This is a genomic window from Streptomyces bicolor (genome assembly GCF_000719285.1).
Lineage (GTDB): Bacteria > Actinomycetota > Actinomycetes > Streptomycetales > Streptomycetaceae > Streptomyces > Streptomyces bicolor.
This window is the reverse complement of the sequence record NZ_JOFS01000037.1, coordinates 27,419-40,135: the sequence shown is the minus strand read 5'-3', so window position 1 is coordinate 40,135 and position 12,717 is coordinate 27,419. Positions and strand designations below refer to the sequence as shown.

Annotated in this window: 10 protein-coding genes and 1 tRNA gene; 4 read left to right on the top strand and 7 right to left on the bottom strand. The window is 70.4% G+C overall.

Annotated elements, in window-relative coordinates; all coding sequences use genetic code 11:
* Positions 1-6: 6 nt before the first annotated feature.
* The 5 genes from IF78_RS0135955 to IF78_RS0135930 form a co-directional block, all read right to left on the bottom strand.
* Positions 7-603, bottom strand: a complete 597-nt coding sequence (locus IF78_RS0135955) for a 50S ribosomal protein L25/general stress protein Ctc (RefSeq protein WP_031481450.1) — start codon at positions 601-603, stop codon at positions 7-9.
* A 184-nt stretch (positions 604-787) separates the two neighbouring features.
* On the bottom strand, positions 788-1,768 hold the full coding sequence (locus IF78_RS0135945; protein WP_031481448.1) for a ribose-phosphate diphosphokinase: 981 nt from the start codon (positions 1,766-1,768) through the stop codon (positions 788-790).
* 99 nt (positions 1,769-1,867) lie between these two features.
* Positions 1,868-3,316 (bottom strand): bifunctional UDP-N-acetylglucosamine diphosphorylase/glucosamine-1-phosphate N-acetyltransferase GlmU, encoded by a 1,449-nt coding sequence (glmU, locus tag IF78_RS0135940; protein ID WP_078662711.1) that lies wholly within the window; start codon positions 3,314-3,316, stop codon positions 1,868-1,870.
* A 123-nt stretch (positions 3,317-3,439) separates the two neighbouring features.
* Positions 3,440-3,511 (bottom strand) — tRNA-Gln (locus IF78_RS0135935).
* Between the two features lie 12 nt (positions 3,512-3,523).
* Entirely contained in the window at positions 3,524-4,393 is an 870-nt protein-coding gene (locus tag IF78_RS0135930; RefSeq protein WP_031481444.1) for a hypothetical protein, read from the bottom strand.
* A 167-nt stretch (positions 4,394-4,560) separates the two neighbouring features.
* Here IF78_RS0135930 and IF78_RS0135925 point away from each other — a divergent pair, with 167 nt between their 5' ends.
* Positions 4,561-5,904 carry a sensor histidine kinase gene (locus IF78_RS0135925; protein WP_031481443.1) on the top strand — a complete coding sequence of 448 codons (1,344 nt, stop codon included), beginning with the start codon at positions 4,561-4,563 and terminating at the stop codon, positions 5,902-5,904.
* 22 nt (positions 5,905-5,926) lie between these two features.
* Here IF78_RS0135925 and IF78_RS0135920 read toward each other — a convergent pair whose 3' ends face one another.
* Entirely contained in the window at positions 5,927-6,457 is a 531-nt protein-coding gene (locus IF78_RS0135920) for an SUKH-3 domain-containing protein (RefSeq protein WP_031481442.1), read from the bottom strand.
* A 102-nt stretch (positions 6,458-6,559) separates the two neighbouring features.
* Positions 6,560-7,075, bottom strand: coding sequence for a YwqJ-related putative deaminase (locus IF78_RS0135915; RefSeq protein WP_031481441.1), 516 nt, complete (start codon positions 7,073-7,075; stop codon positions 6,560-6,562).
* A gap of 316 nt (positions 7,076-7,391) precedes the next feature.
* Here IF78_RS0135915 and IF78_RS0135910 point away from each other — a divergent pair, with 316 nt between their 5' ends.
* The 3 genes from IF78_RS0135910 to IF78_RS0135900 all read left to right on the top strand — a co-directional run bounded on the left by IF78_RS0135910 (position 7,392) and on the right by IF78_RS0135900 (position 12,645).
* Positions 7,392-8,387 (top strand): SMI1/KNR4 family protein, encoded by a 996-nt coding sequence (locus IF78_RS0135910; protein ID WP_031481440.1) that lies wholly within the window; start codon positions 7,392-7,394, stop codon positions 8,385-8,387.
* Positions 8,388-8,395: 8 nt separating this feature from the next.
* Positions 8,396-11,410, top strand: coding sequence for an SUKH-4 family immunity protein (locus tag IF78_RS45210; RefSeq protein ID WP_031481439.1), 3,015 nt, complete (start codon positions 8,396-8,398; stop codon positions 11,408-11,410).
* Between the two features lie 347 nt (positions 11,411-11,757).
* Positions 11,758-12,645: a cellulose-binding protein gene (locus tag IF78_RS0135900; protein ID WP_031481438.1), complete on the top strand. Its 888-nt coding sequence runs from the start codon at positions 11,758-11,760 to the stop codon at positions 12,643-12,645.
* The last annotated feature ends 72 nt before the right edge of the window (positions 12,646-12,717 follow it).

Here is a 12,717-nt window from a genome sequence, read left to right as displayed (position 1 = left end):
CGGGAATCAGGCCTCCGCGACCTCTTCGCCCTCGGCGGCCTCGCCCTCCGGGGCCTCCTCGGCCTGCGCGGCCAGCACCTGCAGCACGACCGCGTCCTCCTCGACGGCCAGCGTGGTGCCCTTCGGCAGCGCGATGTCCTTCGCCAGCACGGAAGCACCGGCCTCCAGGCCCTCCACGGACACCGTGACGGACTCGGGGATGTGCGTGGCCTCGGTCTCGACCGGCAGCGCGTTCAGCACGTGCTCCAGCAGGTTGCCACCCGCCGCCAGCTCGCCCTCGGTCTGCACCGGGATCTCGACCGTGACCTTCTCGCCGCGCTTCACCAGCTGCAGGTCGACGTGCTCCAGGAAGCCCTTCAGCGGGTCACGCTGCACAGCCTTCGGGATCGCCAGCTCGTTGGACTTGCCGTCGATGTCCAGCGCGATCAGGACGTTCGGCGTACGCAGCGCCAGCAGCAGGTCGTGGCCCGGCAGGGTCAGGTGCAGCGGGTCCGAACCGTGCCCGTACAGGACACCCGGAACCTTGTTGTCGCGGCGGATACGACGCGCGGCACCCTTACCGAACTCGGTGCGCGTCTCGGCGGTGAGCTTCACCTCGGACATACGGATCACTCCTCGTAGAAGTAGAAACGGACGTGGTCACCCGGCCACGAACGGCCTGCTACGAAGAGCGCGTCGATAACGGACAACCGCATCCCACAACGGGAACGGCCTCCCTCGCCGAGCAACTGAAGCAGTCTACTCGGACCAGGAGGCCGCACCCAAAAGGATCTCTACCGCAGAATCCCTACTGCTCGTCGAACAGGCTCGTCACCGAACCGTCCTCGAACACCTCACGCACCGCACTCGCGATCGTCGGCGCGATCGACAGCACCGTCAGCTTGTCCAGATCACGGCTCAGCTCACCCGGCGTCGGCAGCGTGTTCGTGAACACGAACTCACTCACCCGCGAGTTCTTCAGCCGGTCCGCCGCCGGGCCGGACAGCACACCGTGAGTCGCGGTGACGATGACATCCTCGGCACCATGCGCGAAGAGCGCATCGGCAGCCGCACAGATCGTGCCACCCGTATCGATCATGTCGTCGACCAGGACACACACCCGACCCCGGACCTCACCCACGACCTCATGGACGGTCACCTGGTTCGCCACGTCCTTGTCACGCCGCTTGTGCACGATCGCCAGCGGCGCACCCAGCCGGTCACACCAGCGGTCAGCCACCCGCACACGCCCCGCGTCCGGAGACACGACCGTCAGCTTCTCCTTGTCGACCTTGTCACCCACATAGTCCGCGAGCAGCGGAAGAGCGAACAGGTGGTCGACGGGTCCATCGAAGAAGCCCTGAATCTGATCCGTGTGCAGATCAACGGTCAGGATGCGATCGGCACCCGCAGTCTTCATCAGATCCGCGATCAGACGCGCCGAAATCGGTTCACGCCCACGGTGCTTCTTGTCCTGCCGCGCGTAACCGTAGAACGGCACGATGACCGTGATGGAGCGCGCCGACGCACGCTTCAGCGCGTCGATCATGATCAACTGCTCCATGATCCACTGATTGATCGGAGCCGTGTGGCTCTGGATCACAAAGCAGTCCGCACCACGCGCCGACTCCTGATAACGCACATAGATCTCGCCGTTGGCGAAGTCGAAGGCCTTCGTCGGGACGACGCCGACCCCCAACTGCTGGGCGACCTCCTCGGCAAGCTCGGGGTGGGCGCGGCCGGAGAAGAACATCAACTTCTTCTCGCCGGTCGTCTTGATCCCGGTCACAGCACTGTCTCCTCAGAGGTGTCTCAGCTGGGTGTCGAGCTGGTGGCGTGCGGGTGTGCACTTATCACGGTACGCCGTGTTTGACGCACCCGTTTCCGGTCAGTCCTCGCTCTCGACCTGCCGCGAAGCCGCCTCGGCCGCCTTCGCGGCCGCACTGCCCGGACGCTTACGAGCCACCCAACCCTCGATATTCCGCTGCTGACCACGGGCCACGGCCAGCGAACCAGGCGGTACGTCCTTCGTGATCACAGACCCGGCAGCGGTGTACGCACCGTCCCCGACCGTGACAGGAGCCACAAACATGTTGTCCGAACCGGTACGGCAGTGCGAGCCGATGGTGGTGTGGTGTTTGTCCTGTCCGTCATAGTTCACGAAGACGCTGGCGGCACCGATGTTCGAGTACTCGCCGATCGTCGCGTCACCGACATAGGACAGATGCGGCACCTTCGTGCCCTCACCGATCGAGGCGTTCTTCGTCTCGACATACGTCCCGATCTTGCCCTTGGCACCCAGCCGGGTACCGGGCCGCAGATAGGCGTACGGCCCCACCGACGCACCCGGCCCGACATGAGAGCTGTAGGCAACCGTGTTGTCGACGCGGGCACCGGCGTCGACACGCGTGTCCGTGAGCCGGCTGTTCGGCCCCACTTCCGCGCCCTCACCGACGTGAGTGGAACCCTGCAGCTGGGTGCCCGGGTGCACGACGGCGTCCTGCTCGAACGTGACCGTGACGTCGACCCAGGTGGTGGCAGGGTCGACCACCGTCACGCCGGCCAGCATGGCGCGGCTCAGCAGCCGGTCGTTCAGAATCCGACGCGCCTCGGCGAGCTGCACCCGGTTGTTGATCCCGGCGATCTCGCGGTGATCGGCGGCCACGGAGGCGCCGACGCGATGACCGGCCTCACGGAGGATGCCGAGAACGTCGGTCAGGTACTCCTCGCCCTGACTGTTGTCCGTACGCACCTTGCCGAGCGCGTCGGCGAGCAACTGCCCGTCAAAGGCGAACACACCGGAGTTGATCTCCCGGATCGCCCGCTGCGACTCGCTCGCGTCCTTGTGCTCGACGATGGCCGTGACGGCACCGGAGGCACCGTCGCGCACGATCCGGCCGTAACCCGTCGCGTCCGGAACCTCGGCCGTCAGCACGGTGACGGCGTTGCCGTCCGCGGAGTGCGTGGCGGCGAGGCGGGTGAGGGTCTCGCCGGTGAGGAGAGGGGTGTCCCCGCAGACGACGACCACGGTGCCGTCGACCGTGCCGCCGAGCTCCTCCAGGGCCATCCGCACGGCGTGCCCCGTGCCGTTCTGCTCGGCCTGCACGGCGGTGCGGACGCCCGGGTCGATCTCGCCGAGATGCGCGGTGACCTTCTCACGGGCGTGCCCCACGACCACGACGAGGTTCTCGGGCTGCAACTCGCGCGCGGCAGCGAGGACATGACCCACGAGGCTGCGTCCGCAGAGCTCGTGCAGGACCTTGGGTGTGGCCGACTTCATACGGGTGCCCTCACCCGCTGCGAGAACGACGACGGCTGCCGGGCGAATGGCGCTCACGGGATGCCCTTCGGCTGTGGAGGGGGTGGGGTGACATCCGCAGGATACCGGGGTGTTTTGCGGGGGACATGAGAGCGGGCCCTGACTGAGCTGTTAGCAGTCAGGACCCGAACCAAGCATTTGCTCCCCTGCCAGGACTCGAACCTGGAATGATCCATCCAAAGTGGATAGTGTTGCCGATTACACCACAGGGGACCGCAAACCCGGCTAATCGGACATTTCGCCAACTGGCTGGGTGGCTCCCAACACTATGCCGTACCAAGAGCCTTCGATGCGACGATACAAGTCCGCTCCCTTCAGGACTTTGATCACTAGGCAGCCGCGGTATGCGTCGCCGACGTTCTTGCGAACCGTCTTGGGGTTGTGCTTCTTGAGGGTCGTCTTGTGGAACGCGGAGCGGTCGGCGCCGACGAAGTCGGCCCAGTACTGCTCGGCGCCTGCCACGTCGGCCGTCTCGTGAATCATCACGGTGAAGCGGAGACGCTCTCGCTCGACGCCCATCAGGTCCAGCCAGGCCAGGAAGACCTTGATCATGCCTGGGTCGCTGTTCACGAAGGCGACGTTTTCGCGGCGGTCGTAGGGCTTGTCCTTGCCGCCCTCGGCCCAGTAGAGGCCCACGCCCAGAATGAACAGCTCCCGGGGTGACAGCTTGCCGATCGCCTGCTCGGCTGCTTCTTTCGTGCGTTGTCGCTCCTCGTCGCGGATCCGGAGCTTCGCTTCCCAGCCGCGCCTGGCGATTGCCGCTGCCTCGTTATAGCTGCGCTTGCGCTCCGGCGTCGGCAGATCCCGCACCCACAGCGAGATCGAACTCTTCGAGCACCCCAGCTCCACCTGGATCTGGTCGTACGTCCACCCCTGGAGCCGGAGCTCCCTTGCCCTCTCCCTCAGGTCGTCCTTCGCGTTCGGTCGTTTCGTCCATTCCGGCGGCTCGCCCTCGAGGAGTCGGTTGAGGATGTCGTTGTTGTCGACGTGCAGCCGGTCGCGGATCTGGCGTCGGCTGAGGCCTGCCCGCCGCAGCGCCACCGCCCGCTCCCGCAGCCCCTCGAAGTCGGCGTATTTGCCATGTGGATGTGCCATAGGCATACCGTCCAGCCGGAATGATCGCCTCAGGGGTCGAACGGTGTGCGATTCAGCAGTTCGAGGGATATCGGGCGGTTTCGCTTACGTTCGGTCACGGACTGTGGTGTAGGCCAGTCGTCAAAACTCCCCGGAAATCGGCGCCCGGCGGCCCTTAGGCTGGAGGCATGACCACGACGGGGGAAGACCACGCCGAGGCCCCGCCACCGGGGGCGGGGCCGTGGTGGTGGGGCAGGTTGCGCAGCGCGGTGCTGGACGTGGGTCTGGGTGTCGCGTCGGCGTTGGAGTGTGGGATCGAGGGGGTTCGGTTCGCGCGGGATGCGGGGATTCCGGTGGCCGCGGGGGTGGTGTTCGGGGTTCTGGCCGGGTCGGTGCTGGTGCTGCGGCGTCGGTGGCCGATTGCCGTCGTGCTGGTGTCGATCGCTGTGATGCCGGCCCAGATGGGGTTCCTGATGGGGATCGTCGGTCTGTACACCCTCGCCGCTTCGGAGCTGCCGCGGCGGATCATCGCCTCGCTCGCCGGTATGTCGTTCGTCGGGATGCTGATCGTGACGTTCGTGTGGGTGCGGCAGGGGGTGGCGAGCGGTGATCTGACCTTCGGGGACTGGGTTGTTCCGTTTGCGTCTCTGACGACTGCGCTCGGTATGACCGCGCCTCCTCTACTCCTCGGGCTGTATGTGGGCGCTCGGCGGCGGCTGATGGAGAGTCTTCGGGAGCGGGCCGACAGTCTTGAGCGGGAGCTTCAGTTGCTGGCCGAGCGGGCCGAGGAGCGCGCCGAGTGGGCGCGCGGTGAGGAGCGGACCCGGATCGCGCGGGAGATGCATGACGTCGTCGCGCATCGGGTGAGTCTGATGGTCGTGCATGCGGCCGCGTTGCAGGCGGTGGCGCGGAAGGATCCTGAGAAGGCCGTGCGGAATGCCGCGCTGGTGGGGGACATGGGGCGGCAGGCGTTGACCGAGTTGCGGGAGATGCTCGGGGTGCTGCGGAGTGGGGGTGACCGCTCGGATCGGGTTCGGGGGGTTGTCGTACCGCTTGCCGCGGTGGGGGTCGCCGCGGCCGCCGCGGCTGATCGGGAGCGGGGCGGTGTGGGTGGTGCGGACGAGGGGGCTGCTGAGGGGCCTTGTCTGTCGGAGTTGGATGAGTTGATCGGGCAGTCGGCCGCCGCGGGGATGGTGGTGGATCTGTCCGTGGAGGGGGAGTCGCGGTCGTATGCGCCGGAGGTCGAGCAGACGGCGTTCCGGGTGGTGCAGGAGGCGTTGACGAACGTCCACAAGCATGCGGCGGGGGCGAAGACGCATGTGCGGCTCGCGCATCGGGTGTCGGAGATCGCGATGCAGGTGGAGAACGAGCCGCCGCCGGAGGTGGCGTCGGAGTCGTCGGCGCGGTTGCCGTCGGGGGGCAATGGCCTGGTGGGGATGAAGGAGCGGGTCGTCGGTCTGGGCGGGGTGTTCGTGTCGGGGCCGACGGATGCGGGGGGTTTTCGGGTGTCGGCGGTGATTCCGGCGGCGTAGCCGCGGGTGCCGTTGGTGGGGGTCAGCCGGCTGTGAGTCGTACGGGTTCTATGCCTGCGACCAGTCCGGCGAGGGCTTGGTCGATGTCGGGGCCGAGGTACCAGTCGCCGGTGTGGTCGAGGGTGTAGACGCGGCCTTCGGTGTCGATGGCGAGGAGGGCCTGGGTGTCGGTTTCGGCGCCGAGGGGGCAGACCTCGGTGTCGAGGGCGCGGCCGAGGTCGCCGAGGGTGCGGGCCATGTGGAGGCCGTGGAGTGGGTCGAAGTGGACGCTGGCGGGGGCGATCTGGCGGCCGGGGCCGGTGGGTGTGAGGTGGAGGCCGCCGAATTCGGCCCAGGCTTCGACGGCGGCGGGGAAGACGGCGTGGCGGTGGCCGGCGGGTGAGGTGTGTTCGCGCAACGTGTCGGCCCAGATCTCGGCCTGCTTGATGTCCCAGCGTCCGGGTTGCCAGCCGGCGGCGCGCAGGGCGGCGTCGACGGGGACGGGGAAGCGGGATGGGGGTCCCCCCGGTCGAGCGGAGCCGAGACTGGGGGAGGAGGTGCGGTCGGTGTGCATCTGCCCTTCGTTCGTCGAGTGCGTCGGGGCCGTGGTGGTGCGTGGCCGCCCGGCGGGGTGCGGTCTTACTGGCTTGCGGGTGTTGCTGCTGGGGTGTGGGGGTCAGTCGTCTGCCGCTGTCGGGTCGACGATGCGGACGCCGAAGTGGGCGCTGAGCGCGGTGCAGGCGCGGCAGGGGGCGGCGAAGCTGCCGTGGAGGGGGTCGCCGTCCTCGCGGATGCGGCGGGCGGTGAGCTTGGCCTGTTTGAGGGCTTTGCGGGCTTCGCCGTTGGTCATGGGTTTGCGGGCGGCGCGTTTGCTGCGGGCTGCGTCGGCGGTGGTGATGTGGCGTGAGATGAGGATGGTTTCGGCGCAGCGGCCGGTGAAGCGGTCGCGTTCGCCGCTGGTGAGGGTGTCGAGGAAGTCCTGGACGAGGTGGTGCAGGGGTGGGGGCTGGTCGCCGCGGGCTGCGGTGCCGGTGAGGGTGGCGCCGCGGACGGAGAGGGCGGCGGCGACGGTGGGGAGTATGCCGTCGCGGCGGTGGCGGAGGGTGGGCGCGTGGGGGGCCTCGGTGGCGCTCCAGCCGATGCGGGGGTCGCCGGACCTCGCTGCGTCGGGTCCCGTCTGTGTGGTGTTCATGTCGTCATCCCCTCCCGAGCATCCCCCGGGCATGCTCTCGGACGTCACAGAGTGCCAAACGGCGTGGCGGGTGCGGAAGCTGGGGCGGCGCGACACGCCCGGGTTTGGGCGGGCTGTCACGGCGGGGTGACGGCTGGTCACGGAAGCGGAGGGGGTCGTGACCGGCGCCGGTGACCGGTGTCGTCGTACCGCATAGGCTGTCGGCACCGCTTTCCATGCGGTGACGTGTGGAGGCAGACGAGACAGTCGATACGGGGCGTTGTGACCGAGGGTGGTCGTGGCGGGCCGTATCAGAACGCCGCAGGGGGCAACCGCCATGACGACAGGTCGGCTCGGGCAGCAAGCCGCGCCGCCGAACGCGGCCTACGCCGGGCAGGTCGTGCATTTCCCGGATCCGGTACGGGCGTCGCGTCACCCGAGGGGAGTACGGGTCGACGAGCGTGGTTACCCCGATTTCTCGCCGTATGCGCGGGCGGCCGCGGAGATCGCCGAGCCGCCGGAAGGCTTCGGGGTGGACGAGTTGCGGCTGACGGACTATGTGTCGGCGAACGCGGCGTTGGCGGCGTCGGGGCACGATCTGTGGGACACGGTGCCCGCGGTGGCGACGCCGCATGGCTGGACGTGGCATCACGTGGTGGGTTCGCGGCGGCTGGAGTTGGTACCGGTCGAGGTGAAGGCGTTGCTGCGGCATCACGGTGGGGTGGCGACGTCGGCGGTGGATCAGAACAAGCGGGGGACGCGGCCGTTGCAGGACACGCGGCCGGCGCATTTCGGGTTGCCGAAGTCGGGTGTGGCGGTGACGGAGTCGCAGGTGCTCGGGGTCGAGGAGGACCTGGGGTATCGGCTGCCGGGTGCGTATCGGTCGTTTCTGAAGGCGGCGGGCGGGTGTGCGCCGGTGGGGACGGCTCTGGACGCGGAGTTGGGGCTGCTGGTCGATCAGCCGTTGTTCACGGTTCGGGACGAGGCGGCGATAAATGACCTGGTCTATGTGAACAAGTGCCTGCGGGACCATCTGACCAAGGACTATCTGGGTGTCGGGTTCGTGCAGGGCGGGTTGCTGGCCGTGAAGGTGCGGGGCGACCGGCTGGGGTCGGTGTGGTTCTGCGCGTATGACGATGTGCGGGATGTTGATCCGGGGTTGTCGGCGGCCGAGCGGGTGGAGCGGTTGTTGCTGCCGTGCGGTGAGGACTTCGACGTGTTTCTGTCCCGACTGGCGGGTTCTCCGCCGGAGTTGGAGACGGTGGCGAATCTGATGGTGGACGGTGGGTTCGCGCGTGCGGTGCCCGTGGCTGCCGCGGCTGTGGGGGAGTGAGCTTCGCGATGGTGACGTTCGCACAGGCGCAGGAGCGCGCGGAAGAGTGGATCAACGGGGATGTGCCGTCGTATCAGCATCGTGAGGTGCGGGTGCGGGAGTTCGAGCTCGGGTTCGTGGTGTGGGCCGAGGACCGTGCGGACGGGCCGCGTTCGGAGGGGGGCGGGCAGCGGCTGGTGCTCGCCCGGGACAGCGGGGAGGCCACGTTGTGGCCGTCGTTGCCGGTGGGTGAGGTGATTCGCCGGTACGAGGAGGAGTACGGCCGTGGGGGAGCGGCCGCGCAGTCGGCGCCGATTGCTCCGGCTCGGGTGGATCTGAATCAGACGTCGTTCTTGCTGACGCCGCCGGAGTGGTTGCAGGAGGCGGCGGACAAGTTGGGGATCGCGGATCAGCGGCGGGATGGCGGGGCCGCGGACGCGGGGTCCGGGGCGGGGGCCGGTTCCGGCGGTTCTGACAGTCCTGGCCGTTCTGACGGTGGCTCGGGTGCCTCTGGTGGTTTTACGGGTGGAGCTTCGTCGAGGCCTGCGCCCGGTGCGGTGCCGGGTGTGCCCGAAGGCGCGACTCCGTGGGCCGGGACGGACACCAGTGCCGATGGCCTTGAGGATCGTTCCGTGCCGTTGCCGGAGACGGTGTTCGCGCCGCCGTTGAGTGGTGACGACGCCGCGTCGAGGGATGCCAAGACGGCACTGCTGTCGGGTGGCGTCCAGGTTCCGCCTCCGGCGGCCGATCCTGGGCTCGACGGTCCGAACGCGCCGGGTGCGCCGGGTGGTGCGCCGCAGGGCAGCACGCCTCCGCCGGTGCCGGGTGGGCCGTCGTACGGCTATCCGCAGGGTGCGGGTGTGCCGGGGACGCCGCCTCCGGGGGCTCCTGCTGCGGGGCCGGGTGCCCCGCCGCCGCCTCCGCCTGCGCCGGGTGCGCCGTCGTACGGCTATCCGCAAGCTCCGGGTGCTCCGGGTGCTCCGGGGCGGCCGCTCGCGCCGAACGCCGGGGACATCGCCGATGCGGCGACCAGCAAGGCGGCGCCTCCGCCGCGCGCGCGGGGTGGGGCGACGCCGCCTCCGCCGCCGGGTGCGCCGGGGACGCCTGGCGCGCGGGCGGGGAGTACGCCTCCTCCTCCGCCGTCCGTTCCGGGTGCGCCGGGCGCGCCTGCGGGTGGGTACGTTCCGACGCAGCTCGTGTCGGCGTTGGGGCCGGACGGGCCTGAGGGTGTTGCGGGTCCGGGTGCGCCGCAGGGGCCTGGGGGTGCGAATGGGCCTGGCGCTCCGCAGCCGCCCGGTGCTCCCGGTGGTCCCGGTGCTCCGGGCATGCCTGGCGCGCCGAATCCGCCCGGTACGCCTCCGGGCGCTGTTCACCATGCCGCGACGGTGCTGGCCGACCCGAGTCAGCTGGGCGGTCTGCCGCAGCCTCCGGGTGGGCCGGGTACGCCTGGTGTTCCGGGTGCGCAGACTCCGCCTGGCGTCCCCAATCCGCCCGGTGCTGCTCCGGGTGGCCCCGGAATGCCTGGCGCTCACCAGCCTTCCGGCGTCCCCGGTGGCCCGGGCGCACCCGGCACTCCGGGTGCCCCGCAGGCTCCCGGCGCCCCCGGCATCCCCGGTGGGCCTGGCGCCCAGGGCTCCGCGGGCGGCGCTCGGGGTGCCGTTCACCATGCGGAGACGGTGCTGGCCGCGCCCCCGGTGGGCGGCCCCGGTGTCCCTCCGCCGCCGCAGGCTCCTGGCGTTCCCGGGGCACCCGGCGCCCCCGGCGCTCCGGGCATGCCGCCACCCCCTGGCGCACCCGGCATGGCAGGCGCACCTGGCGTCCCCGCCGCCCCCGGCGCTCCGGGGATGCCTCCCGCCCCCAACCCGCCTGGTGCTCCGGGTGCCCCCGGCATGCCCCCGGCCACCCCGCAGCCCCCTATGCCGCCGGGCGCCGTACCGCCGCCACCCGGTCAGCCGGGTCAGCCCGGGCAGGCAGGCCACCCCGGCCACCCCGCCCCGGCGCCCATCCCGGCCCAGCCCTCCGCCCCGGGCCAACCCCCGGCCTACGGCTACCCCCAGCAGCCCACCGGCCAGCCGACCGTCGGCCCCGGCTACCAGGCCGTTCTCCGCTACCGCGCGCAGGACGGGTCGGAGCAGCAGCTGATCCGGCGTTCGGCGCCCGGTACGCCGCACCCGGAGTGGCAGATCTTCCATGAGCTGCGCGGCATGAACGTGCCGTCGGACCAGGTGCTGGAGCTGCACACGGAGTTGGAGTCGTGTGAGCTGCCGGGTGCGTACTGCGCGCGGATGATCCGGGAGCAGTGGCCGCAGGCGCGGATCACGTCCATCGCGCCGTACGGCACGGATCACGCGAGCCGGCAGCAGGGCATGCGGCAACTGCTGGCCCACCAGGGCGAGTTGCACCAGGTGGCCGACGGGCCCGCCCGGCCGGCGCCGGTGCGCGCCCCGTTGCCGCAGGTTCAGTCGGCGCCGCCGATTCCGCCGGAGGGTGTGGCGCAGGAGCTGGCGGCGGCGTTCGGGCCGGGGATCTTCCGGTTCGAGCAGGCCGCCGTGTCCAGGCAGGGCGTGCCGCCGGTCGTGGCGCACAGCCTCGTCGTCGGCGGGCTCCCGATGGACATCGGCCCGTTCTTCTGGGCGCAGGCCCAGCCGGGGCGGCCCGTTCCGACGCTGGCGGAGCTGGCGCGGGAGCGCGGGGTGCAGCCGGCGTCGGACGCGGGGTCGTACCTCGTCATGGGCAGCGACTTCGGCAAGGCGCTGTGTGTGCAGTACGGGACGGCGAACATCGTTGCCGTGCCGGTGGAGGCGGGGCCGGGCGGTGCGCCCGTACCGCCGCAGTTCGTGAACACGGGTCTGCCCGAGTTCCAGCGCTGTCTGGCGCTGCTGGGCCGGATGTGGCGTCTTCGTTTCGGTCTGAACCAGGAGCAGGCGGGCCGCTGGACCGTCGATTTCCAGGCGCAGCTCGCCTCCCTGGACCCGGCGGCGCTCGGCTCGCCGGAGAGCTGGTGGTCGGTGCTGCTGGAGCAGATGTGGGACGGGCTGCTGTGACGCCGTGCGGCTGCGCCACGAGGTGCCTCCGCTCTGCTGCCTCCGCCCGCCGCGGGGTGACGTCACCCGGCTGCCCGCCGCGAGGTGACCTCACTCGGCACTTCCATGTGACGTGACATCACCCGGCTGCCGCTGAGGGCGGCGTGCAGGTGTGAAAGGGCCGGCTCCCGGTTGTGCGACCGGGAGCCGGCCCTTTCGTATGCGCCCGTACGCGCTTTTCCTGCGGGCCTCAGCGCCCCTGCCCGTGCCCCGCGCGCGGAGTGTCGCGTTATGAACGCTTCCGCCCTATACATCAAGATGTGCGCTAAATCATCATTTTCGTATCCCCGGCGGAGAGGGGTTCCAGGATGAGCAGCGCACCGGGTTCGCACCACGCTTTCGTGGTCGTACGGGGGCGTGGCTACCGTCCCGACCAGGTCGACGCCTACGTCGACGCCCTTTTCCAGAACCGGGACGCCGCCTGGGAACGGGCCGCCCGGCTCACCGTCCTCGCCAGGGAGATGGAGGAGGAGGCGGAGCGGCTGCGGGAGACGGTGGCGCAACTCGCCCCGCAGACCTACGAGACGCTCGGGGAGGGCGCGCGGCGCCTCTTCGAGCTGGTGGAGGAGGAGGCCGCGGCCGTGCGGGAGAGGGCGCGGCAGGAGGCGCGGAGCATGGTGGAGGAGGCGCAGACGTACGCGGACGGCGTGCGGGATGCGGCGCAGGCGCACGCCGATGCCGTGAGCGCCGAGGCCGACGAATACGTCCGTCAGCGGTTGCTGGCGGCCCGCGCCGAGGCCGGCGAGATCCGTCTCGCCGCCAAGCGCGCGTTGAAGGAGGGGCGCGGAGAGGTGCTCGGACCGTTGCGCGAGGTGCGGCTGCGCACCAACGGGTTGCTCGCCGGGCAGGCCGAGGAGCAGGCCGAGCGGTTGGCCGAGGTGGAGCGGGAGGCCGAGGAGCGGGCGGCCGCGCTGAGGGCGTCGGAGGTGGAGCGGGAGGCGCGGGCCGAGGCCTCGGTGGCCGAGGCGGAGCTGGTGCTGGCGGACGCCGAGGCCTCGGCGAAGCGGTTGCAGGAGGAGGCGCGGGCGCACGCGACGGCGGTGCTCGCGCAGGCCCAGCGGCGCGCGGACGACATCGCCGAGGAGACGGAGCGGGTGCTGCTCGAGCACGGGAAGATGTGGGACGAGGTGCGCAAGAACATGGACCAGATGCGCAACAGCCTGATCACGCTGACCCGGCAGGCGGCGCTGGAGTGAGCGGTGAGTGAGCGACGCGGGTTGCGGGCCGGTACGTTCGGGCAAGGAGGGGACGGGAACCGCCCGGCACCG